At 64.2% G+C, this 22,283-nt stretch carries 19 protein-coding genes; 8 read left to right on the top strand and 11 right to left on the bottom strand.

What is annotated here, in order from left to right:
• Nucleotides 1-3: 3 nt before the first annotated feature.
• Nucleotides 4-1,182, bottom strand: a complete 1,179-nt coding sequence (locus tag J6525_RS11640) for a dipeptidase (protein ID WP_225644499.1) — start codon at nt 1,180-1,182, stop codon at nt 4-6.
• A gap of 153 nt (nt 1,183-1,335) precedes the next feature.
• On the opposite strand from J6525_RS11640, the gene J6525_RS11635 reads away from it, so the two are divergent.
• Complete coding sequence (locus tag J6525_RS11635) at nt 1,336-2,037, top strand: fumarylacetoacetate hydrolase family protein (protein ID WP_225644497.1); 702 nt, start codon at nt 1,336-1,338, stop codon at nt 2,035-2,037.
• Nucleotides 2,038-2,104: 67 nt separating this feature from the next.
• Here J6525_RS11635 and J6525_RS11630 read toward each other — a convergent pair whose 3' ends face one another.
• On the bottom strand, nt 2,105-2,329 hold the full coding sequence (locus J6525_RS11630; RefSeq protein WP_141342916.1) for a hypothetical protein: 225 nt from the start codon (nt 2,327-2,329) through the stop codon (nt 2,105-2,107).
• A 208-nt stretch (nt 2,330-2,537) separates the two neighbouring features.
• Here J6525_RS11630 and J6525_RS11625 point away from each other — a divergent pair, with 208 nt between their 5' ends.
• Nucleotides 2,538-2,810, top strand: a complete 273-nt coding sequence (locus J6525_RS11625) for a hypothetical protein (protein WP_225644495.1) — start codon at nt 2,538-2,540, stop codon at nt 2,808-2,810.
• A gap of 89 nt (nt 2,811-2,899) precedes the next feature.
• Here J6525_RS11625 and J6525_RS11620 read toward each other — a convergent pair whose 3' ends face one another.
• The 4 genes from J6525_RS11620 to J6525_RS11605 form a co-directional block, all read right to left on the bottom strand.
• Nucleotides 2,900-3,277 (bottom strand): SPW repeat protein, encoded by a 378-nt coding sequence (locus J6525_RS11620; RefSeq protein WP_225644493.1) that lies wholly within the window; start codon nt 3,275-3,277, stop codon nt 2,900-2,902.
• Between the two features lie 18 nt (nt 3,278-3,295).
• Nucleotides 3,296-4,660 (bottom strand): MFS transporter, encoded by a 1,365-nt coding sequence (locus tag J6525_RS11615; RefSeq protein ID WP_225644491.1) that lies wholly within the window; start codon nt 4,658-4,660, stop codon nt 3,296-3,298.
• A 271-nt stretch (nt 4,661-4,931) separates the two neighbouring features.
• Nucleotides 4,932-6,614 carry a gamma-glutamyltransferase gene (ggt, locus tag J6525_RS11610; RefSeq protein ID WP_376708478.1) on the bottom strand — a complete coding sequence of 561 codons (1,683 nt, stop codon included), beginning with the start codon at nt 6,612-6,614 and terminating at the stop codon, nt 4,932-4,934.
• A gap of 254 nt (nt 6,615-6,868) precedes the next feature.
• A complete protein-coding gene (locus tag J6525_RS11605) occupies nt 6,869-8,566 on the bottom strand; it encodes an NAD-dependent malic enzyme (RefSeq protein WP_225644489.1) in 1,698 nt (565 codons plus the stop codon).
• Between the two features lie 325 nt (nt 8,567-8,891).
• Here J6525_RS11605 and J6525_RS11600 point away from each other — a divergent pair, with 325 nt between their 5' ends.
• Nucleotides 8,892-9,047, top strand: coding sequence for a hypothetical protein (locus J6525_RS11600; RefSeq protein WP_016843659.1), 156 nt, complete (start codon nt 8,892-8,894; stop codon nt 9,045-9,047).
• 90 nt (nt 9,048-9,137) lie between these two features.
• Here the strand turns inward: J6525_RS11600 and J6525_RS11595 are convergent, their stop codons facing one another.
• Nucleotides 9,138-10,067: an aspartyl/asparaginyl beta-hydroxylase domain-containing protein gene (locus J6525_RS11595; RefSeq protein ID WP_225644488.1), complete on the bottom strand. Its 930-nt coding sequence runs from the start codon at nt 10,065-10,067 to the stop codon at nt 9,138-9,140.
• Nucleotides 10,068-10,419: 352 nt separating this feature from the next.
• Between J6525_RS11595 and J6525_RS11590 the strand changes: the two genes are divergently transcribed.
• The 4 genes from J6525_RS11590 to J6525_RS11575 are packed head-to-tail and all read left to right on the top strand — an operon-like array spanning nt 10,420 to nt 14,949.
• Nucleotides 10,420-11,622, top strand: a complete 1,203-nt coding sequence (locus tag J6525_RS11590; RefSeq protein ID WP_375162602.1) for an ABC transporter substrate-binding protein — start codon at nt 10,420-10,422, stop codon at nt 11,620-11,622.
• Nucleotides 11,623-11,632: 10 nt separating this feature from the next.
• Nucleotides 11,633-13,360 (top strand): FAD-dependent oxidoreductase, encoded by a 1,728-nt coding sequence (locus J6525_RS11585; protein WP_225644484.1) that lies wholly within the window; start codon nt 11,633-11,635, stop codon nt 13,358-13,360.
• The gene (locus J6525_RS11580) at nt 13,357-14,121 is read left to right on the top strand and encodes an SDR family NAD(P)-dependent oxidoreductase (protein ID WP_225644482.1); all 765 of its coding nucleotides are present in this window, start codon (nt 13,357-13,359) and stop codon (nt 14,119-14,121) included. Before J6525_RS11585 ends, J6525_RS11580 begins: the two co-directional genes overlap by 4 nt.
• Nucleotides 14,122-14,148: 27 nt before the next feature.
• Nucleotides 14,149-14,949 (top strand): IclR family transcriptional regulator, encoded by an 801-nt coding sequence (locus J6525_RS11575; protein ID WP_225644480.1) that lies wholly within the window; start codon nt 14,149-14,151, stop codon nt 14,947-14,949.
• 591 nt (nt 14,950-15,540) lie between these two features.
• On the opposite strand, the gene J6525_RS11570 is transcribed toward J6525_RS11575, so the two are convergent.
• From J6525_RS11570 to J6525_RS11555, 4 genes are all read right to left on the bottom strand, one after another.
• Nucleotides 15,541-16,602 (bottom strand): class I SAM-dependent methyltransferase, encoded by a 1,062-nt coding sequence (locus tag J6525_RS11570; protein ID WP_051376449.1) that lies wholly within the window; start codon nt 16,600-16,602, stop codon nt 15,541-15,543.
• Nucleotides 16,603-16,925: 323 nt separating this feature from the next.
• Nucleotides 16,926-18,353 (bottom strand): adenosylhomocysteinase, encoded by a 1,428-nt coding sequence (ahcY, locus tag J6525_RS11565; RefSeq protein WP_172647648.1) that lies wholly within the window; start codon nt 18,351-18,353, stop codon nt 16,926-16,928.
• 126 nt (nt 18,354-18,479) lie between these two features.
• Nucleotides 18,480-19,676, bottom strand: coding sequence for a methionine adenosyltransferase (metK, locus tag J6525_RS11560; RefSeq protein ID WP_225644478.1), 1,197 nt, complete (start codon nt 19,674-19,676; stop codon nt 18,480-18,482).
• A gap of 60 nt (nt 19,677-19,736) precedes the next feature.
• Nucleotides 19,737-21,092 carry a hypothetical protein gene (locus J6525_RS11555; protein ID WP_225644476.1) on the bottom strand — a complete coding sequence of 452 codons (1,356 nt, stop codon included), beginning with the start codon at nt 21,090-21,092 and terminating at the stop codon, nt 19,737-19,739.
• 348 nt (nt 21,093-21,440) lie between these two features.
• On the opposite strand from J6525_RS11555, the gene J6525_RS11550 reads away from it, so the two are divergent.
• Nucleotides 21,441-22,283 (top strand): FkbM family methyltransferase, encoded by an 843-nt coding sequence (locus tag J6525_RS11550; RefSeq protein WP_225644474.1) that lies wholly within the window; start codon nt 21,441-21,443, stop codon nt 22,281-22,283.

Here is a 22,283-nt window from a genome sequence, read left to right as displayed (position 1 = left end):
GTCTCACCCCTTCGGGGCAATGCCTGCGCGCAGCACGCGCAGGACATTGCCGCCCATGACCTTGCGGATGTCGTCCTCCGAGAACCCGCGCGACATCAGCGCCTGGGTCACGGCGACGATCTCGCTGGCATCGAAGCCCGTGGTGGTCGAGCCGTCGAAATCCGAGCCGAGGCCGACATGGTCGATCCCGACCAGGTCGCGGACATGGGCGATCGCCCGCGCGACATTGTTCGGATCGAGCGAGCAGACCGCGCCTTGCCAGAAACCGATGCCGACCACGCCGCCGGTCCGCGCGACACCCCGGACTTCGTCGTCGGTGAAGTTGCGGTTGACCTTGCAGGTCGCCTGAACGCCGCCATGGCTCGAGACCACCGGGCGCGTCGCCATCGCCAGCACCTCGGCGACCGCCGCGTGGCTCGCATGCGCGAGGTCGACGATCATGCCCATCGCCTCCATCCGCTGCACCGCCTGCCGGCCGAGCGGCGTCAGGCCGCCCTTTGCGACGCCGTGCATCGAGCCTGCGACATCATTGTCGAAGAAATGCGCGAGACCGGCCATTCTGAATCCGGCGCCGTAGAGCACGTCGAGATTGGCGATATTGCCCTCGATGTTCTGCAGGCCCTCGACCGACAGCATGCCGCCAACCACCGTCGCGCCGCTCTTGCGGTCGGCGAGCAGGCGGTCGAGGTCGGCCGGCGTTGCGATCAGGCGCAGCCGCCCGGCGGACTGTTCGGCGGAGCTCCGCAATTTCTCGGCATGCCACAGCGAGCGCTGCAGCAACGAGAGCCACGTCCGTGGCGGCTGCAGATCGATGATGGCGAGGTTGGTGATAGTGTCGGTATCGGCGCCGTTGGCATCATAGTTCTGACCCTTGGGCGACTTCGTGACGGACGAGAACACCTGCAGCGCGTAGTGCCCCTCGATCAGGCGCGGCAGATCGATATGGCCGCGATCGGATCGCGCGATCAGGTCGCGCTTCCGCAGCAGGCTGTCCGCATGCATGTCCGCCACGTCGAGCGTCGCCTGCAAGTCTTTTGCGGCGGGCGTGATATCCAGCGCCACGCGTTGGACCCTGTTCTGCGCCCGGTCGAGACGCTCCGGGACGACGGTGAAAAACCGAACGGCGGCGACGATCAGGGCCACGACGATGAGCACCAGGCCGATCGAAAGCCATTTCCTCATGGGCCGCACCGCCATTGTCGACCAAAGGTGGCCGCGCTCGGCGGAAAGCTGGCCTCACCTCTGCGCCGGATGCAGCCGCGGCCACTAGCCCTGAGCGGCGTAAGCGCGTAAATACCGCCCGCGCTCCCTCCTTCAACCCTCCGGGACCCGTTCATGAACGCCGCATCCACCGTCATTCCGCTTCCCCCGCAGCCCTCGCTTCCCGTCGTCGGTGAATCCGGCACCTATCCGGTCCGCCGCATCTGGTGCGTTGGCCGCAACTATCTCGAGCATATCAGGGAGATGGGCAATGACGAGCGCGCGCCGCCGTTCTTCTTCGGCAAGCATGCCGACATGCTGGTGCCCGACGGCGCGACCATCCCCTATCCGCCGCTGACCAAGGACCTGCATCACGAGGTCGAGCTGGTGGTGGCGATGAAGAGTGGCGGGCTGAACATTCCCGCCGACAAGGCGCTCGAGCATGTCTACGGCTATGCCGTCGGCATCGACCTGACCCGCCGCGACCTGCAGATCGCCTCGCGCAAGAAGGAGCGGCCCTGGGAGATCGGCAAGTCGTTCGACTATTCCGCGCCCTGCTCGGCGATCCAGCCGGCCGCGAAGATCGGCCACCCGACCTCTGGCAAGATCTGGCTCACCGTCAACGGCAAGGAAGCCCAGAAGGGCGACCTCACCGAGCTGATCTGGAACGTGCCTGAAATCATCTGGCAGCTCTCGCAGCAGGTGAAGCTCGCCGCCGGCGACATCATCATGACCGGTACGCCCGCGGGCGTCTCGCAGCTGCAGGTGGGCGACAAGCTCGAATGCGGTGTCGACGGCGTCGGCAAGCTCGCGGTGACGATCGGCAAGCCGGAATAACCGCCTCGGGAACGAGGCAAGGCCCAAAGCCCCGGACCTCAGGTCCGGGGCTTTTTGCTGTGCGCGGTCAGCGCATCGTGCCGGGCATGCAGGGCGGCTCGGTGAAGGGAGCGGTCGCGAACGATCCAACCTTCGGCGCGCGCACGCAATCGGTGGTCTTGCTGCTGACCGTCGTTGTCGTCATCGAAGCATTGGCGCGCCGCACCGCAGCGTTGTTGCCGGCGGCCGACGCCTGCGCCGAACAGGCGGCTGCCGCAACCAGCGCAAGCGCCGCGAGGGTCACTTTGGTCATGGGATTTCTCCGTACGGTGGATGAAGCCGACCTAGCTCGGCTCCTGTGTTCAGGACCGCGCGCGCCCGGAAATTATTTCATCACGCGCGATCACCGCGTCGCGAGCGCCCGATCACATCGGATGGAGCGGGGAATACCGGAGCGACCGGGGCACTCCATGTCATCAAGGCCGCGCGCAAAACGCGGCGACGACGGTATGGAGGTTTTCATGATCGATCTTCAACGACCCGGCGTACGACTTGGCTTGGCTGCGATTATGTCCGCGGCAATGGCGACCGCTTGCTTCGCACAGGCGGCGGTCCAGCAGCCCCGCGCCTACGCGTCAAACGAAACCGCGAGCAGGCCGTGGTCGGCGCCGGTCGGCCATCGCCAGCCGCGCGCCGCCGATATTCCGGCGACGACATCGACATCGCAGCAGGTCATCGATCAGGAGGACGCGATCGTCGACCGCAAGATCAAGGGCATTTGCCGCGGCTGCTAGAGCATGATCCGGAAAAGTGCGAAGCGGTTTTCCGAGCAGGTCATGCTTAAAGACAAGGAGCCACACCTCGGTCTCGCCAGCGGCGGATCCTACTGCCTTTCGGCGGCCTGCGGCGCCGCCGGGCCGAGATGCGTCTTCTCGTACTCGAGCCACAGTTCGAGCAGCGCCATGAATGCCACCACCGCGCCGGCGGCGATGGCAAAATGCATCGCGCGGGTATGCGTGAAGCCGAGCGGCCAGGGCGAGACGATCAGCCAGCAGCCGACGGCCAGGTTGATCCATTCTTCCCAGATCGAGAACGCAACGATCGCCGCCAGCGACATGATCGCGATCGCCGCGCCGCTGATCCTGAGATCGATCGCCGCGGTCGGATTGGCCTGCACGAACAGCCACGGCGCAGCGAGCAGGAAGATCGCTGCGACAAGGTTATAGAGATCGAGCGCCGATTCTTTTCGCCATTTCGTCATCGATTGCTCCCTTGCTACTCAAATCCGCTGCTGATGCGCCTCGGGCGCATTGATGTCCCTGCCCGTGTAGTCGGTCATCATCGCGGTCGCGACCAGCGTGATGATTGCGCAAGCCGCGATATAGGCCGCGATCGCGGTCGCCGAATGGAACGTGCCGAACAGCCAGGTCGCGATCAGCGGTGCCGGACCGCCGGCGATCACGGAAGCAAGCTGATAGCCGAGCGAGGCGCCGCTGTAGCGCAGGCGACCAGTAAAGCTCTCTGCGATCAGGGCCGCCTGCGGGCCGTACTGCATGTCGTGCGGAATCAGCGACAGGAAGATCGCAAGGAAGATGATCGTTTCCGATCCGGTGTTAAGCATCGCGAAATAGATGAAGCCGAACACGCCGGTCACGGCAGCGCCGATCATGTACATGTTCTTGCGGCCGATCTGATCGGAGATGTGCCCGCACAGCGGGATCGAGACGAACGACAGCACCGAGGCCGCGAGCACCGCGGTCAGCAGGAAGTCACGCGACACATGCAGCGTTCCGACGCCGTAGGAGAACACGAAGGCGGTGAAGATGTAGAACGGCGCCTGCTCGGACATCCGCGCGAAGGCGGACAGCAGGATCTCCTTCGGATGATCGCGGATCACCGTCAGCATCGGCGTGCGGTCGAGCTGACGCTCGGCCAGCAGCTTGCTGAACACAGGCGTTTCCAGAATGCCGAGCCGGATGTAGAGGCCGACACCGACCAGGACGATGCTGAGCGCGAACGGAATGCGCCAGCCCCACGCCAGGAACTGGTCGCCCGACATCTGGCTGAAAGCCAGCACGGCGAGATTGGCGAGGAACAGTCCGCAGGGCACGCCGAATTGCGGCCATGACGCGATCAGGCCGCGGGAGCGATCGTTGCGCGCCCATTCCATCGACATCAGCACCGAGCCGCCCCATTCGCCGCCGACGCCGACGCCCTGGATGAAGCGCAACACGGTCAGGATCACCGCACCCCAGATGCCGATGCTGGAATAGGTCGGCACCAATGCGACCGCCGCGGTCGCCAGTCCCATCAACAGCAGCGTCGCGATCAGCGTCGACTTGCGGCCGATGCGGTCACCATAGTGCCCGAAGATCGCAGCCCCGATCGGCCGCGCGACGAAGCCGACCGCATAGATGGCGAAGGCCTCGAGCGTGCCGACCCAGGGATCGGAATGCGGAAAGAACAGTTTTGCGAAAACCAGGCCGGTGACGGTGCTGTAGAGAAAGAAGTCATACCACTCGATCGCGGTCCCGACGGTGGAGGCGATCACCGCACGGCGCATCTGCAGCTGATGCTCGGATGGTGTGAGCCGGTTGGCGTCGAGGCCGGGGGTCAGACCAAGCGTTGGGCCAAATCTTGCCATGGGGGTGTCTCCCTCGCACAGGCCCCCCGACGGATATTGACTGTGGTTTGTTTGAGTACGAACGATAACGCGCGCCGGAAAGTTCCACCGGGATGGACCGTCGAGGCTTGAACTTTAGTCGGCCTTCAGTCGGCCACGGCGAGCGACGGATCGCAACGCGTCGAGGGCGTCGTCCGCCACCGCTCCCCCACCGGGGGACCATGCTTCGCAGATGGCTGCCGGATGCGCCCGGCAGCCGCCGGGCGGCTCCGTCAATCTGACGCGCTCCGTCTCATGACAGCCCGAGGGCCCGCCCGTCGCTGCGCGGATCGTGCGCCCCGGTGATGCTTCCGTCGGCGTCGATCCGGATCGCACCCGGATGTCCTGCGAGCGGGCTCTGGGCCGGTATCGGACTGATTTCGTGGCCTCGCCCGGCGAGCGCCTTGAAGACCGCTTCACCGGCATCCTTCTCCAGCTTCAGGCTGTCGCGCGCATCGGAGAACGTCTTGCCGAGCAGGAAACGCGGTCGCGACAGCGCGGTGAGCGGATCCATGTTGTAGTCGATCAGCCTGGTCAGCACCGCCGCGAGCGTCTGCGGCTGGCCGTCGGCTCCCTGCGTGCCGTACAGCAGATGCGGCCGTCCGCCCTTGAGATAGATTCCCGGATTGAGCGTGTGGAACGGCCGCTTGCCTGGCTTGAGGCAGTTGGGGCTGGCCGGGTCGAGGTTGAACGACGCACCGCGGTTGTGCCAGATGATGCCGGTGTCGCCGGCCACCATGCCGCTTCCCCAATCGTAGTAGACGGTTTGCAGCATGCTGACGCAATTGCCGTCCCGGTCGGTCGCGGCGAGATAAACCGTGTCGCCCTTCTGGAACACGTGCGGCCATGGCATCGCCTTCGCCACGTTAATCGCCTTTGCGCGCGCGTCGAGGTAGCTCGCCGAGAGCAGCTGATTGACCGGAACGTCGACGAATTCCGGATCGCCGATGTAGCGGCCGCGGTCGATGAAGGCCTGCTTCACCGCTTCGACCAGCAGGTGATAGTAGTCCGCGCTCCCTTCCGGATATTTCGCAAGCTCGAAGCGGTCGAGGATGCCCATGATCTCGAGCGTCGTGAGACCCTGCGTCGGCGGGCGCAGCCCGAGCAGCTCGCCGCCGCGATAACCGACGCGCAACGGCGTCTCGTCGCGAGCGCGGCAGCGCGCCAGATCGTCGGCGGTCAGCGGCGAGCCGATCTGCTTCAGTCCGGCCGCAATGCGCGTGGCGAGCTTTCCTTCGTAGAAATCACGCCCGCCATTTGCCGCCAGCATCTCCAGCGATTTCGCGAGTTCAGCCTGGACCAGCGGCTCGCCGATTTCAGGCATCCGGCCGGCGGGCATGAAGATGCGCTGGATGTCGGGCCAGTCCTTCAGGTTCTTCGCTTCCATGTCCTGCCAGAAGCGCTGCGACGGCGTGACCGGGAAGCCCTTGCTGGCGTATTCGATCGGGCGCGCGAACAGCGACGCCCAGCTTTGCTTTCCGGCCCAGGACTTGCGGCTGAAATCGAACGCCTGGTCCCAGACGTCAACGGTCGTGGCCACGGTCAGCGCCGACCCCGGCCCCCGGATCGGGACCGAGCCGCTGTAGTTCGGCAGGTTGAGCGCAGCCTGACCTGCGCCGGACAGCGTCCGGACATTTCCCTTGCGGTCACTGATCACCATGAAGCTGTCGCCGCCGAGGCCGCTGAAATGCGGATAGGTCACGCATAGCGTGGCACCGATGGCGATGACCGCCTCGATCGCATTGCCGCCCTTGCGCAGCACCTCGAGCCCCGCCTGCGTGGCGAGCTCGTGCGGGCTCGTCACCATGCCGGTCTTCGATCGCGCCAGCGCACCGGTATTCTCGAGGGCCCAGAGCGGTCGCGGCGCCGCCGCGGCGACCGCCGTGAGCATGGACCCGACCAGCAACTCCCTGCGCGACATGCCAAGATTGGCCATTCGACTTCCCTCCCCGTTTCCTCGTTGTGTCGATGTTGTGCGATCGCGGGCTGCGGACACCGCGACGTCCAAATCCCCGAAGGACCGCCACTGGCATTTGGCATACCAAGATTGAAGAAAATTCTTACTTCGGTCAAGCCCGTTGAGAAGGCGCGAGCGAGGTCGAGCCCACCCTGACCCGATCATGATGGTCATAAAATCGATGCGGGGCCGCGCGCGGCCCGGAGGATCGCGCCGCGCCGACGCGCCGAGCTCTAAGCCCGATCGCTGCGGCGGTACGGCACGTAGCGCGCCGTCCAGACCTTGGCGTGAATCCGCGCCTCGACCTGGTCGATCGGAACGTCCCTCGCCAATCCCTCCTTGTGCGCCTGCAGCGCGACCGCAAGCGCCACGGTCTGCGAGACGTCGCGCAACGCGCTGACCGGCGGCAGCAGATTGTGCTTCGGGTTGTCGCGCGCCGGCGAGACGCTGGCCAGCGCCTTGGCGGCGGCCATGAACATGCCGTCGCTGACCCGGCTGGCATCGACCGCGAGCGCGCCGACGCCGACACCCGGGAAGATGTAGGAGTTGTTGGTTTGGTCGACCTTGAAGCGCGCGCCGTCGCGCATGATCGGCGGGAACGGGCTGCCGACGCCGATCAGCGCCCGCCCCTCGGTCCACGCCTCGATATCGACCGGCGTCGCCTCCTCGCGCGAGGTCGGATTGGACAGCGGGAAGATCGCCGGTCGCTTGTTGCATTCGGCCATCGCGCGGACGATCGGTTCGGAGAATGCGCCGGCCTGGCCGGAAACGCCGATCAGCACGGTCGGCCTGGCATTGCGCACGACGTCGAGCAGCGCGATCTTGTCGGGATGGCTGAGCTGCCAGCCCGCGATCGCCTGCCTGTCCTGCACGAACGGAAGCTGGAACGGGGCGAGCCCGCTCATACCCTCGAGCAGCAGCCCGTCGCGGTCGACCATGAAGAAGCGCTTCGCCGCCTCGCTCTCCGACAGGCCGGCATCGACCATCGCGGCGCGGATCAGGCTGGCGATGCCGCAGCCGGCCGAGCCTGCGCCCAGCACGGCGACGCGCTGCTCGGTGAGCGGCACGCCGGTGACGTTGATCGCGGAGAGCAAGGTGCCGGTCGCCACCGCCGCGGTGCCCTGAATGTCGTCGTTGAAGGTCAGGAGCCGGTCGCGATAGCGCTCGAGCATGCGCGTCGCGTTGTTCTTGGCGAAATCCTCCCACTGCAGCAGGACGCGCGGCCAGCGCTTCACCACCGCCGCGACGAACGCCTCGATGAAGTCGTCATAGGCCTGGCCGCGGACGCGCTCGTTGCGCCAGCCGACATAGAGCGGATCGGCGAGGCAATCGGGATTGTCGGTGCCGACGTCGAGCATGATCGGCAGCGTCGTCGCCGGATGCAGGCCGCCGCAGCCGGTATAGAGCGCGAGCTTGCCGATCGGGATGCCCATGCCGCCGGCGCCCTGGTCGCCGAGGCCGAGGATGCGCTCGCCGTCGGTCACCACGATCGCCTCGACGTGATCGAAGCGCGGATGGGCGAAAATGCGATCGATCCGGTGCTGATGTGGGATGCTGAGGAACAGCCCGCGCGGCTTGCGGAACAGCCGACTGAATTTTTGGCAGCCCTCGCCGACGGTCGGCGTGTAGACGATCGGCAACAGCTCTTCCAGGTTGCCGACCAGGAGCGCGTAGAACAGCGTCTCGTTGGTGTCCTGCAGCTCGCGCAGAAAGGCATAGCGCTCGATGTCGGTCTCAAAGCCGCGCAGCGCCTCGAGGCGGCGCGAGACCTGCTCGTCCAGCGTCAGGATATTGGGCGGCAACAGGCCATGCAGGTCGAACGCCTCGCGCTCAGCCTCGGAGAACGCCGTGCCCTTGTTCAGCTGCGGATCGGCCAGCAGCTCGTAGCCGCTCAGCGCAGTGGTCGCAAAAGCTCCTGATGACTCCGACATGGCAAGGTCCCCTCAATGCGAAACGCCAGATGGGACGTTATCACGCCCATGTAACGGATCGGAGCGCGAAGGCGCGCCGCCGCGCAAAGTTGAACGGCCCCGACGCTGCGGCTGCACCTCCTGACCGACACCAACATACCTTGGTATAGCCCGCCTGATTCCTTGTGATGGCCCGTGCTTACGCCCGTACAGTTGAGCGATGGCGAGAGATTTTTACACTCGCGGCTACTCCAACGTGATCAGGATCACTGCTCCGAGCCGTCAATCGCAAGACTGTCACGCGTGGCAGGTGTCGACTGGAACGCGGGTTTCGAGGACCATTCAGATGATCGTCAACATTCAGAAGCTGAACGGCCTGTGGCACCTGATCGTCGGGTCGTGCAAGATCCGAACTCCGTTCCTGGAGACCCAGGACAGGGAGTGGGTCGTCGCCTATGCCAGGCGAATCTACCCTGGTGCCAAGGTTTTCGAGCGCGACTGACGCTGTTGCGCCTCACAGCTCTCGTCCCAGACAAACAGCCCCGGAGCATGCTTCGGGGCTTTTGCTTCCAACGCGGCAACGCCGCCGCGGTCAGTGCAGCGCCGACATCATGATCAGGCCGAGGATCAGCGCGGTCGCGGAATATTTGAGCGTGTAGTACACGTTCCGATTCCACTCCTTCACCTTGCGGCTGGCGAGATGGATCTCGTAGAGCTTGCCGAACACCTTGTTCAGCGCGCCGACGTGCTCGCCGTCAACGTTCTGGGTCGCCGACGCCTTGACGATGTTGTGGCTGACCCAGCGGTTCATCGCCGTCATGAAGCCGAACTTCATCGGGCGCTCGACGTCGCAGAACAGGATGATGCGGTTGACGTCGGTCTTGTTCTCGGCACTGTGGATGAAGGTTTCGTCGAACATGAAGGCCTCGCCGTCGCGCCAGACGCATTCGACGCCGTCGACGAGGATGCGGCACTGGTTCGAGTTCGGCGTCACGAGGCCGAGGTGATAGCGCAGCGAGCCGGCGAAGGGATCGCGGTGCGCCCCGAGCTTACCGCCCGGCGGCAGCATCGCGAACATCGCGCCATGCACGTTCGGAATCGAGTTGAGCAGCTCCACCGTCTTCGGGCACAGCGTCCGCGCCGACGGCAGGAAGTCGTCGTACCATTTCAGATAGAAGCGCTTCCAGCCGCTCTTGAAGAAGGAGTAGAAGCCCCAGTCGTTGTTCTTGGCCGCGGCACGGATGAAGCCTTCGTCGAACAGGCGCGTGGCCTCGTCGCGGATCGTCTCCCAATTGTCGGAGAGCTTCTTGAGCTCGGGAAACTGCTCGACCGGAATCACCGGCGTGTTGGGCACGGCGGAGCCGGCATACATCAGCACATTGTAGGGCGCGAGGTAGGTCGAGTGATCGCCGAGCTGGCGAGCGAAGCGCAATCGATGCTTGCCGCGGAAGTGGACGTAGAGCGTAGAGGCCACCAGCACGTAAAGAATGACGAGCTGCGGCGCGAAGAGCTGTCTCAACATGATCCGTCTATGATCGCTGCCCGCCGACGCTCTTCGTGCCCCGCCCCGCAGGAGCCTTGCCCTTCACGGGTGGCCCAGTCCGGGCGGCGAAACGCGTCGCCATCCGCGAAAATTCCCCTGTTTCATAGTGACTTGGCACTGCGGCGCGGTCTGGCAAATGAGCCGGACTCGTTGCCGCGGTGCCGTCCCGGACGAGCCATGTAAGCGTTCGCTCACCAAATGTGAAGCGTCGCGCCGCACGGGTGCCAACTTTGTGACACTATTCACACACCTAATTCGCCATTGACAAATTGATTAGACAATTCCTAATCCTGAGTGACCCGCCGAAGAGCGCGGACATCCAAAGGGAGGAATGATGAGACAGTTTCTGGCGGCAGCCCTTGTCGCGGCGATGACCACGGCCGCTCACGCCCAGGTTTCCGATGACGTCGTGCGCATCGGCGTGCTGACCGACCTGTCGAGCTGGGGACGCGACAATTCGGGCCCGGGCTCGGTCGAGGCGGCCAGGATGGCGGTCGAGGAATTCGGCCCCACCGTGCTCGGCAAGCCGATCGAGATCATCTCCGCCGACCACCAGATGAAGACCGATGTCGGCGTGCAGGTCGTGCGCGGCTGGTTCGACAACGGCAAGGTCGACGCGGTCGTCGACATCCCGAATTCCGGCATCGCGATCGCCGTGCACAACATGGTGCGCGAGCGCAACAAGATCGCGCTCTTGTCCGGACCCGGCGCGAGCTCGCTGACCGACGAACTGTGCAGCTCCAACACGGTGCATTTCGCCTACGACACCTACGCGCTCTCCAAGGTGACGGCCTCGGCCGTGATCAAGGAAGGCGGCAAGTCCTGGTTCTTCGTCACCGCGGATTACGCCTTCGGCCAGCAGCTCGAGAAGGACGCGACGCGCTTCATCAACGAGATGGGCGGCAAGGTGCTCGGCAGCGTCAAGCATCCGACCAACACCGCCGACTTCTCCTCCTTTGCGCTGCAGGCGCAGAGCTCGAAGGCCGACGTGGTGGCGTTCGCCAATGCCGGCCAGGACACCGACAATTCGATCAAGCAGTCCGGCGAGTTCGGCCTCGTGCAGGGCGGCCAGAAGCTGGTCGGCCTCTTGATGTTCGATACCGACGTGCATGCGATCGGCCTCAACGCCGCGCAGGGCACCTACATGACGACGGCGTCATACTGGAACATGGACGAGAAGACGCGCGCCTGGTCGAAGAAGTTCTACGCCCGCGCCAATGTGATGCCGACCATGATCCAGACCGGCGTCTACGGCTCGGTGCTGCATTATCTCAAGGCGATCCAGGCCGCCGGCACCGACGATCCGAAGGCGGCGATGGCCAAGATGCGCGAGCTGCCGATCGAGGACACCTTCGTGCATGGCGGCAAGCTGCGCGAGGACGGCCGCGTGATCCGCGACATGTATCTGGCGAAGGTGAAGAAGCCTTCGGAGTCCAAGGAGCCGTGGGATTATCTCGACATCGTCAAGACGGTGAAGGGCGACGATGCCTATCGTCCGATCTCCGAGTCGAAGTGCCCGCTGCTCAAGAAATAGGATCGATCGCGTGGCCAACGAACAAACCCAGGAAACGTATCATTGCGACGCGCTGGTCGTCGGCTCCGGCTGCGCCGGGCTGTCGGCGGCGGTCACCGCCGGCCATCACGGCCTCAAGGTCCTGGTGGTCGAAAAGGAGCCGCGGTTCGGCGGCACCACCGCGCGCTCCGGCGGCTGGCTGTGGATCCCCGGCACCTCGCTGGCCAAGGCCTGGGGCATCGAGGAGAGCCCCGATCAGGCCAAAACCTATCTGCGCCACGAGGCCGGCAACAGCTTTGATGCCGCGCGCGTCGATGCGTTCCTGACCGAAGGGCCGAAGGCGGTCGAATTCTTCACCACCAGCACCGCGGTGCGCTTCGACATGCCGCTGACCTTCCCGGACTATCATGCGGAAGCGCCGGGCGGCGCGCAGGGCGGCCGCTCGATGGTGACGCGGCCGTTCGACGCCCACGAGCTCGGCGACGCCCTTAAGAATCTCGGCAGCCCCCTGCCCGAGCTCACCGTGTTCGGCATGATGCTCGGCTCCGGCAAGGAGATTGTGCATTTCATGCGCGCGACGAGATCGCTGACCTCGGCGGCCTATGTCGCCAAACGGCTGTCGAAGCACGCCATCGACGTGATGCGCAACGGCCGCGGCATGACGCTGACCAACGGCAACGCGCTCGCCGGACGGCTGGCGAAATCCGCCTTCGACCTCAAGATCCCGCTTTGGCTCAACTCGCCGGTGCGCGAATTGATCGTCGAGAACGGCGCGGTGCGCGGCGCGGTCGTCGTGCGTGAAGGGCGCACGATCCGCGTCAACGCCAAGCGTGGCGTGGTGCTCGCCTGCGGCGGCTTCCCGCATGACGTCGCGCGACGGCAGAAGATGTTTCCGCACGCCCCCACTGGAAAAGAGCATTATTCGCCGGGCCCGACCGGCAACACCGGCGACGGCTTGCGCCTTGCGGAATCCGCCGGCGGCCGCGTCGACGACTCGCTGCCGAACGCCGCGGCCTGGGTGCCGGTCTCGGTCACGACGCGCAAGGACGGCTCGAAGGGCGTGATGCCGCATTTCATCGATCGCGCCAAGCCGGGCGTGATCGCGGTGATGGCCGATGGCAGGCGCTTTGCCAATGAAGGCAATTCCTACCACGACTTCGTGCAGGCGATGATCAAGGCGGCGAAGCCCGGCGAGGAGATCGCGGCGCATCTCATCTGCGATCACGAGACGCTGCGCAAATACGGCCTCGGCTGCGTGCCGCCGCGCCCGATGCCGCTCGGCCATCATCTGAAGACCGGCTATCTCAAGCGCGGCGCGACGCTGGCGGAGCTCGCCGCGCAGGCCGGCATCGACGCCAAGGCGCTCGAGGCGACCGTCGCGGAGTTCAACACCACCGCGGCGGAGGGACGCGATCCCGCCTTCGGCAAGGGCTCGCGCGCCTATAACCGCTACCAGGGCGATGCGCTGCACGGGCCCAATCCCTGCATCGCGCCGATCCAGCACGGGCCGTTCTACGCCATCAAGATGGTGATCGGCGATCTCGGCACCTATGCCGGCATAAGGACCGATGCCAATGCCCGCGCGCTCGACGCCGACGGCCGGCCGATCGCCGGCCTCTATGCCGCCGGCAACGACATGGCGAGCATCATGGGCGGCAACTATCCCGGCGCCGGCATCACACTCGGGCCTGCGCTGACCTTCGGCTACATCGCGGGCAGGCACATCGCCGGCGTGGCGGCGGAAGGAAGCGCGCCATGAGCGCAATGGCGACTCTGCTCGCAGGCAAGCGCGCGCTGGTGACGGGCGCTGCGCACGGCAACGGTCGCGCCATCGCGCTTGGCCTCGCGGCGCATGGCGCGGACGTTGTAGTGACCGACATCGATCGCGCCGGCGCCGAGCAAACCGCGGCCGACATTCGCCAGCACGGCCGCGCGGCATGGCCGTTCGAGCTCGATGTCACCGATGCGGAGGCGTGCTCCGCGCTGGCGCAGCGTGCGGCGCGCGAGGTCGGGCCGATCGCGATCCTGGTCAACAATGCCGGCATCATCATCCGTGAGGGCATCGGCTCGCCCCGTGCACGCGAGAATTGGCGGCGGGTGCTCGACGTCAACCTGACCGGCACATTCAACGTCACCCACGCCTTCCTGTCGGCATTGCGCGAGACGCGCGGCACGATCATCAATCTCGGCTCGATCGCGTCCTTCCTCGGCGTTGCCGATACGCTGGGCTATGCGCCGTCCAAGGGGGGCGTCAAGCTCCTCACCCAGGCGCTCGCCCGCGAGCTTGCCGCCGACGGCATTCGTGTCAATGCGATCGCGCCCGGCGTGATCGAAACGGCGATGACCGAAGCGACCCGCAACGACCCGGGCCGGCTCGCCGGATTTCTGGGCCGCACACCGCTCGGCCGCGTCGGGCAGCCGGAGGAGCTGGTCGGCCCGGTGGTGTTCCTCGCATCGGAGCTGGCATCTTATGTGAACGGCGTGACCATGCCGGTCGACGGAGGGTTTCTCGCCGTATAAGCACATTGTCGGAGCTGGCAGGGCCACATGACGAGAGAGAGCCGCGGCATACAGTCGATCGAGGTCGGCGGAGAATTGCTCCGCGCGCTGGCCCGCAGCGGCGAACCGATGATGCTGCGCGATCTCGCCCGCGAAGCCGGCATGCCGCCGGCCAAGGCGCATCCCTATCTCGTCAGCTTTTCCCGCATCGGCCTGATCGAGCAGGACGAGACCACTGGCCGTTACGAGATCGGGGCGCTGGCGCTCGAGCTCGGCCTGATCAGCCTGCGCCGGCAGTCGGCGGTACGGATCGCAACGCCGCGGATCGCAGCGCTCGCCGACAGCATCAATCACGCGGTGTCGCTGTCGGTCTGGGGCACCCACGGTGCGACCGTGGTGCGGCTCGAGGAGCCGAGCCATCCGGTGCATATCGCGATGCGCGTCGGATCGGTGGTGGCGCTGCTCGAGACCGCGACCGGCCGCGCCTTCGCCGCCTTCATGCCGCCGAACGCGATCAGGACTGCGCTCGACAGTGGCCTCGATCGCCTCGGCGTCGGCTACAATCCGAAGCGTCCGCCGGCGGACGCGAAGACGGCCGATATCCTCGCCGAGGTCCGCAGCCGCGGGCTGGCGCGGGCGATCGGCGATCCCTTGCCCGGCGTCAACGCCTTCGCCGCGCCGGTGTTCGATCACGCCCGCCACGTCGCGCTGGTCATCACAGCGATGGGCCCGGAGGGCACCTTCGACGCCAGCTGGGACAGCGCAATTGCAACTGCGCTGCGCGATTGTGCGGGCGAGATCTCACGGCAACTGGGGCACGGCACAGCGCCGGCGACCGAAAGACCGTGACCTAAACACGCTCGTCCGGCTCCCTCCTCGCGCGCAAGTGACCACTGAGTTGCCCTACATGGCAAGTCCTCCGGTGCTTATCCGGAGCACAACTCAGTGTATGATGTGTCCGTCTCACCCGATCGAGGGGGGCTGCACATCGTCACGGATGTTACGGTGAGATGCGGTTGACGCCCGAGCGCGCGTAGTGGCTAGTGTCTTCAAAGCGCGCAGCGCCTTTGCGAAAGAAAGTACGTCCGATCGGCGCATCAAGCTAACATCGAACCAGATTTAAGACTTGCGGCAACACTCTCCGAATCGGCGCGCGGCACTCCAGCCTCCACGACCTCCCGGGATACTGCGCGGCTGCATCCAACAGCGAAACACGACACCGACCGGTGACGAAATGACACGATTGATGAAATCAGCGACCATCACCAGGTTCATGAGCGAGCTGTGCTGCCGTTCACTCATGCTCTGTTCAAGCTATTTAGATTAGGACTGCGAACGGATCGGGAAGCAATATCGATACGTCCGCAGCCAGCTCGAGACGGTGCTTCATCAGGTTCTTCCAGTAAACTCGTCCGCGTGACCAATATATAGCCGACTCGCTCACAGCTTGCAGAGGTATTGACGTCCATTCGTATTTGGATCGGATCCGTCGCTAGACGACAAGAAGAGCGCTCCACCCCAATGCGAATATGCGCCTCGCCCAATTTTCTGGATCGTGTCATGAGCTGAGTGGGGTGGTCCAAGGAGCTTACCATCCTCGAACAATGCGAGGCTAGAACTTATGGGGCTCGTACTGTCGTCACCCCGCGGAAGATAATCCGGCAGTGTCGCACCCCACATTAAGCCGCCGTTGCTCGCAAACGACTCGATACGAAACTCGGTCGGTTTACCGGACTCGATCCGGCGACCGTTCTCAATCTCGAAGGGACTGAACCACTCGATCGCGTCGGATAGATGGCGTTGACCTGTAAATTTCCGGCCGTACAGGCTTTGGATTGGGATTGCCCAATCGAGGGAATCGGGACGCTTGCGGGCGACGAGCATGTGGAAGGCGATTCTTTGGTCGAAGGTGCCGATAAGGCCTTCGCCGTACGAGCCGAGCAGGGCTGGTTTAACGAGCCAGCGCGGCGACTGCGGAGAGAAGTGAAGCGAAATCGAGTTGAGCAGGTCGAATTTCGCCGCCGCATAATAGTCAAGCATGAGCGTAGGGCTGAATTGATAGAAGCCATGATCAACGCAATTGCTCATCGGCAAGATATGGACGGCAAGGCCGCCGGGACGCAGCATGCGCGAGATGTTGGTGAGCGCGTTCGGAACGTGAAAGACGTGCTCCAGCGTCCCGCCGTTAAGCACCACGCCGAAGCGGCCGATCAATTCAGGTGGAAGACTTTCATTGTTTAGATCAAACTCGAAATCGGCGCCCTCGTATTTGCTGATGTCGATGCTTGACAGATCATTTAGCCCTCCGCACATTTGAAAATAACGAGCCGCGCTCATAGGGCGATCGGCGGATGCCCATAGCGAAACCTTCTCTATGGCTTTAGTAAAGGCCTTCTCTGAGAAGCCGCAGTCCATCACACCAAGCGTTGCGACCGGCCCGTTGGCATGGTGTGCCAAAAGCCACCCGCGCAATAGGACTGCAACGTTGAGCGCCAAACCCATGATGATGCCTCACTTTGGAGGGGCAGCGCATTTGCCTCCCCTACTGACTAGCCGATTGCGGGGCAAGAGCCGCAGGGCAAGTAGCTCTGTAACCCGAGAGAGCCGACCCTAGCAACCCGAGCCTTGGCAGGCCATCTCTGATTTCCCGAATCCGAAAAGGACCTTATTGCACGGCCCATTTTGGTATGACCGGTCCTCGACCGGTGCACGGGGGCGACCAGTCAAATTGCGTGCGGCATCCCAGCTTGATGCACGAGCCTGCCTAGCAAAAAGCCCCGGGCGAGGCCGGGGCTCTTCACGTGATCGATTGCTGCGGGCGCGGATCAGTAGCGGTAGTGATCCGATTTGTACGGACCTTCCTGCTTCACGCCGATATAGTCGGCCTGATCCTTGCGCAGCTCGGTCAGCTTGACGCCGATCTTGGCGAGGTGCAAGCGGGCGACCTTCTCGTCGAGCGTCTTCGGCAGCACGTAGACCTTCTTGGCGTACTTGCCGTCCTTGTTGTTGGCGAACAGCTCGATCTGCGCCAGCGTCTGGTTGGTGAAGGACGCCGACATCACGAAGGACGGATGGCCCATCGCATTGCCGAGGTTCACGAGGCGGCCTTCCGACAGCATGATGATGCGGTGCTTGTCGGGGAATTCGATCTCGTCGACCTGCGGCTTGATGTTGGTCCACTTCAGATTGCGAAGGCTCGCGATCTGAATCTCGTTGTCGAAGTGACCGATGTTGCAGACGATGGCGCGATCCTTCATCGCGCGCATGTGCTCGATGGTGATGATGTCCTTGTTGCCGGTGGCGGTGACGAAGATGTCGGCGCGCGGCGCCGCGTCTTCCATGGTCACGACCTCATAGCCTTCCATCGCCGCCTGCAGCGCGCAGATCGGATCGACCTCGGAGACCATGACGCGGCAGCCGGCCTGGCGCAGCGAGGCGGCCGAGCCCTTGCCGACGTCGCCGAAGCCGGCAACCATCGCGACCTTGCCCGACAGCATCACGTCGGTGCCGCGGCGGATGCCGTCGACCAGCGACTCGCGGCAGCCATAGAGGTTGTCGAACTTCGATTTGGTGACGCTGTCGTTGACGTTGATCGCCGGGAACAGGAGCGTGCCCTTGTTCGCCATCTCGTAGAGGCGATGCACGCCCGTGGTGGTCTCCTCCGAGACGCCCTTGATGTTCTTGGCGATCTCGGCGAACCAGCCCTTCGGCTTCTCCTTCAAGAGGCGCTTGACCAGCGCGTAGAAGATTTCCTCTTCCTCGGAGCCCGGCTTGTCGAGGAAGGCGGTGTCGCCCTGCTCGGCGCGGTAGCCGGCATGCACCAGCATGGTGGCGTCGCCGCCATCATCGAGGATCATGTTGGGCGTGCCGCCGCCGTGCCAGTCGAACAGCTTGGCTGTGTAGTCCCAGTACTCGGTCAGCGTCTCGCCCTTGACTGCGAACACCGGAATGCCGGCCGCGGCGATCGCGGCGGCGGCGTGATCCTGGGTCGAATAGATGTTGCAGGAGACCCAGCGGATGTCGGCGCCGAGCGCAGCGAGCGTTTCGATCAGCACTGCGGTCTGGATCGTCATGTGCAGCGAGCCTGCGATGCGCGCGCCCTTCAGCGGTTGCTTGGGGCCGAACTCCTCGCGGGTGGCCATCAGGCCGGGCATCTCGGTCTCGGCCAGCGAGATCTCCTTGCGGCCGAAATCGGCGAGCGCAATGTCCTTGACGATGTAGTCGGTGAAGCCGGGCTTCGTGGGGGCGTTCATTTGAGCGTCCTGTTGTTGAACTGGTCGTTCCGGGGCGCCTCGAAGAGGCGAACCCGGAATCTCGAGGTGATGATTAGGGATTCCGGGTTCGCTCGCTCCCGCGGGCGCCCCGGAATGACGCAAGTATCAGAGCGCGCGCTTCAGCTGCTCGACGAGATCGGTCTTCTCCCAGGAGAAGCCGCCCTCATTGTCGGGCGTGCGGCCGAAATGGCCGTAGGCCGAGGTGCGCGCGTAGATCGGGCGGTTGAGATCGAGATGGCTGCGGATGCCGCGCGGCGTCAGATCCATCGCCTTGGCCACCGCCTTCTCGAGCTGATCCTCCGACACCTTACCGGTGCCGTGGGTGTCGATGTAGATCGACAGCGGACGCGCCACCCCGATCGCATAGGCAAGTTGCAGCGTGCAGCGGTCGGCGAGACCGGCCGCGACGATGTTCTTGGCGACATAGCGCGCGGCATAGGCGGCCGAGCGGTCGACCTTGGTCGGATCCTTGCCGGAGAACGCGCCGCCGCCATGCGGAGCCGCGCCGCCATAGGTGTCGACGATGATCTTGCGGCCGGTCAGGCCGGAGTCGCCGTCGGGACCGCCGATGAAGAACTTGCCGGTCGGATTGATGTGCCAGATCGTCTTGTCGCTGATCCACTCCTTCGGCAGCGCCTCGCGGACATAGGGCTCGACGATGTCGCGGATCTGCTTGGACGACAGGTCCTCGACCAGATGCTGGTGCGAGACCACGATCTCGCGGACGCCGACCGGCTTGCCGTTCTCGTACTGCACCGTGACCTGGCTCTTGGAGTCCGGACCCAGCACCTTCTCGCGGCCGGAGTGGCGCGCTTCGGAGATCAGCCGCAGGATCTTGTGGGCGTAGAAGATCGGCGCCGGCATCAGGTCCGGCGTCTCGTTGGTGGCGTAACCGAACATGATGCCCTGGTCGCCGGCACCCTCTTCCTTGACCTCGCCCGGCTGCAGCGCGTCGACGCCCTGCGCGATGTCGGCCGACTGCGGATGCAGCAGGATCTCGATGTCGCAGTTCTTCCAGTGGAAGCCGTCCTGCTCGTAACCGATGTCCTTGATTGCAGAGCGAACCACGCTCTCGATGTGGTCGTTGGTGACCGAGCTCGGGCCGCGCGTTTCGCCGGCGATCACCACCTTGTTGGTGGTCGCGAGCGTCTCGCATGCCGCGCGGATCTGCCACGGGTCGATGCCCGCTTTCGGTCCCTCGCGATAGAACAGATCGACGATCTCATCCGAGATACGATCACAGACCTTGTCCGGATGGCCTTCCGAGACCGACTCGCTGGTGAACAGGTAAGACGCGCGCATCAAGCAAACCCCTTGTTAAGTCGAAGTCCGACGTTGGTTGGTGAATATGTCCCCGGCATGTCAGTCTCGTCGCCGCGAGATGACGTAGGATTCGTCGTAGAACCACAGCCCGTTGTGTTTGCGGAGAACTTCGCGCGTGGCCTCGAGAGCTCGCCCGTTTTCGGTCGTTTCGGTCAACCGCTCATCTTCGATCTGCGCGACATACACCGCCGCATTCCACGCAGCAAAGGCCGTCGAGGTTCCGATCGAGCCGGTTACCTCATTGGGCAGCGCTTCCATATCATATCGGAAGATCGAACGGTTATCGGCGTAGGCGTTGAAGTTCAGCTCGCGGCCGGCGGAGCCCAGTTCGTATTTCACCGCGCGCAGTATCTCATGGCGGCTGACGGCGAAAGGATTTTCTCCGGGCCAGACGGCTTGAATCATTTCAAGCCCGGGATCGCCGCCGTGGGAGTGGATTCCTATCAGCCGTCCGCCACCGCGCAGCGCGCGGGCCAGCGGCGCGATGATCCGCTTGGCGCGGAAGTTCACCGAGGATTTGGCACGGTAAGGCTGCGAGGCGATCACAAGATCGAAATTGGCTTCGGTCCGGCCGGCCCGCGGAATGATGGAATCGAGCAGGAACCGGTGATCGTCCCGGTACAGGACCAGCGCCACCGGCCGTTCATAGATCGGCATCGCATTGCCGGGGCTGAGGTTGGCGCGCCAGTTCTGCTCCAGGAACGGACCGAGTTCGGCGATCTGGGCCTCGAACTCACCCGAGGAAGCGCCTCGCAGGGCCACCTCGTGCCAGATCATGCTGGCGGCCGCCGCGGAGTTCTTGGGCGTCAGCCACGGCGCCTCGGCGTAATACATGTTGGTGAACACGAAGACGCTGGCCGGATGCTCGAACAGGCGGTCGGGGACCTTGTCGAGGGTCAGGCGGACGTCCTCCAGGCTCAGTTCCTTGCCGGCGACATAGAACGGCATATGTGGGAAGCGGCCATGCATGGCGCGCAAGACCCGCGCCAGCACCGTGCCGTCGCCCATCCCGGCATCGAACACCCGCAGTGCCGGCGGCCGCGGATGGATGGCTGCCAGCTCCAGCGCAACCCGGTCGGCGATCACCCGCTTCTCACTGCAGGTGTGGACGAACAGCAAATAGCGCTGGCGGTTCTCGAAGAACCGGAAATTGCCCCGCGGATCGCGCTTTTCCGGCGGCACCACGAGGCCGCGCGACGGCGCCACGCCGCCCGGCGTCGAGGTCGCGATGAAGGCGTTGATGCGGTCGAGCGTATCGATCGTGATGCGCTTGCCCTCCCGCAGCCGGTACACCAGCTTGCCGTCATTGACGGCGCGGCGGCCGAACGTCGTCTCCGCCATGTCGGAGCGACGGCAGAAATCCGTGATCTGACTGAGGATTTCGTCGTTCTTCATGGCGTCTTGAGTGGGCAGTGGCGAGTGGGACAAGAGTGGGCAGAAGCTTCACGTGGTGAGTTCATATCACCATCTTCCCACCAATGGAAGGCCTACGCGCTATCGAAGGACCATACCGCGAGGCACGACCGCCCCTGTTTGACCGCTATCGCCTGGTCCACACGATCGGATGCGCTCTCTCGCCGCGCTTTTGCGGCGCGAATTGTCACAACCACCGATTTTCAAACAAAAGTTCCACAGCCCCCTTCGCATCGGGGAGCCGAGCTCGACGAGCGACCCAATCCGCACGTTTTACAACCGCGCCGACGTTCGTTAAGAGTGCCGGCTTTAGGGACACCAAATTCGCCAATGAAAACCACTCACAAGATCGGTGCCGCTCGCTTGATGTACCGCGCCGTTCGCGCTGGACGGTCGCTGCTGGGAAGATCCGATCGTCAGATCGCCGTCAGAAACGGCATCAACTACGATCTGGACCTGGCGCAAGGCATCGATTTCGCGATCTATCTCGGCAATATCTACGAGCGCCAAACGAGGGCCACGCTGCGCGAGCTTGTGAAGCCCGGATCACTGGTCCTCGATATTGGGGCCAATGTAGGAGCCCACACGCTCCATCTGGCTCGCCTCGTTGGTCCGGAAGGACGCGTTCTCGCCTTCGAACCGACCGACTTCGCCTTTCGCAAGCTCAATCGCAATCTCGAACTGAATCCCGAGCTGCAGAAGCGCGTGATCCCTCTGCACTGCTTCCTGACCGGTAAGGACGCCGAACCCGTTCCGTCAGCCATCTATTCGAGCTGGCCGCTCACCAATGAAAGCGGCTTGCACGCAAAGCACCTTGGGCGTGAGATGCGCACGGAAGCCGCGCAAGCTCGCAGACTCGACGATGTTCTGGCCCAGTTCCCGGATCTGCGGGTGCAGCTCGTCAAGCTGGATGTGGATGGCTACGAGTGCGACGTTCTCCGCGGAGCCTCAAAGCTCATGAAGGACGTGAAGCCGATTTTCGTCATGGAACTGGCGCCCTACGTGCTCGAGGAACGAGGGACCTCCCTAGAAGAACTCTTTTCGTATTTCATTCCAAACGGGTACCGTTTTTTCGATGAAAAGCACGGCAACGCGCTGCCTTCCTCGGCCGCCGAACTAGGCCGAATGGTTTCGGACGGCGCCTGCATCAATGCAATTGCCCGTGTGCAATAG

Origin of the sequence: Bradyrhizobium australafricanum, from assembly GCF_020329495.1 — a bacterium.
GTDB classification, from domain to species: Bacteria; Pseudomonadota; Alphaproteobacteria; order Rhizobiales; family Xanthobacteraceae; genus Bradyrhizobium; species Bradyrhizobium australafricanum.
Note: the sequence above shows the minus strand (reverse complement) of the source record. Positions and strands in the feature narration are given on the sequence as shown.

Bases quoted from the DNA above. Each gene is read 5' to 3' on its own strand.
- J6525_RS11620 (WP_225644493.1), bottom strand. From the start codon at position 3,277: ATGACGAAATGGCGAAAAGAATCGGCGCTCGATCTCTATAACCTTGTC.
- ahcY (WP_172647648.1), bottom strand. From the start codon at position 18,353: ATGAACGCCCCCACGAAGCCCGGCTTCACCGACTACATCGTCAAGGAC.
- J6525_RS11615 (WP_225644491.1), bottom strand. From the start codon at position 4,660: ATGGCAAGATTTGGCCCAACGCTTGGTCTGACCCCCGGCCTCGACGCC.
- ggt (WP_376708478.1), bottom strand. From the start codon at position 6,614: ATGGCCAATCTTGGCATGTCGCGCAGGGAGTTGCTGGTCGGGTCCATG.
- J6525_RS11550 (WP_225644474.1), top strand. From the start codon at position 21,441: ATGAAAACCACTCACAAGATCGGTGCCGCTCGCTTGATGTACCGCGCC.
- J6525_RS11580 (WP_225644482.1), top strand. From the start codon at position 13,357: ATGAGCGCAATGGCGACTCTGCTCGCAGGCAAGCGCGCGCTGGTGACG.
- J6525_RS11640 (WP_225644499.1), bottom strand. From the start codon at position 1,182: ATGAGGAAATGGCTTTCGATCGGCCTGGTGCTCATCGTCGTGGCCCTG.
- J6525_RS11595 (WP_225644488.1), bottom strand. From the start codon at position 10,067: ATGTTGAGACAGCTCTTCGCGCCGCAGCTCGTCATTCTTTACGTGCTG.
- J6525_RS11605 (WP_225644489.1), bottom strand. From the start codon at position 8,566: ATGTCGGAGTCATCAGGAGCTTTTGCGACCACTGCGCTGAGCGGCTAC.
- J6525_RS11630 (WP_141342916.1), bottom strand. From the start codon at position 2,329: ATGACCAAAGTGACCCTCGCGGCGCTTGCGCTGGTTGCGGCAGCCGCC.
- J6525_RS11575 (WP_225644480.1), top strand. From the start codon at position 14,149: ATGACGAGAGAGAGCCGCGGCATACAGTCGATCGAGGTCGGCGGAGAA.
- metK (WP_225644478.1), bottom strand. From the start codon at position 19,676: ATGCGCGCGTCTTACCTGTTCACCAGCGAGTCGGTCTCGGAAGGCCAT.
- J6525_RS11600 (WP_016843659.1), top strand. From the start codon at position 8,892: ATGATCGTCAACATTCAGAAGCTGAACGGCCTGTGGCACCTGATCGTC.
- J6525_RS11590 (WP_375162602.1), top strand. From the start codon at position 10,420: ATGATGAGACAGTTTCTGGCGGCAGCCCTTGTCGCGGCGATGACCACG.
- J6525_RS11555 (WP_225644476.1), bottom strand. From the start codon at position 21,092: ATGAAGAACGACGAAATCCTCAGTCAGATCACGGATTTCTGCCGTCGC.
- J6525_RS11635 (WP_225644497.1), top strand. From the start codon at position 1,336: ATGAACGCCGCATCCACCGTCATTCCGCTTCCCCCGCAGCCCTCGCTT.
- J6525_RS11570 (WP_051376449.1), bottom strand. From the start codon at position 16,602: ATGGGTTTGGCGCTCAACGTTGCAGTCCTATTGCGCGGGTGGCTTTTG.
- J6525_RS11625 (WP_225644495.1), top strand. From the start codon at position 2,538: ATGATCGATCTTCAACGACCCGGCGTACGACTTGGCTTGGCTGCGATT.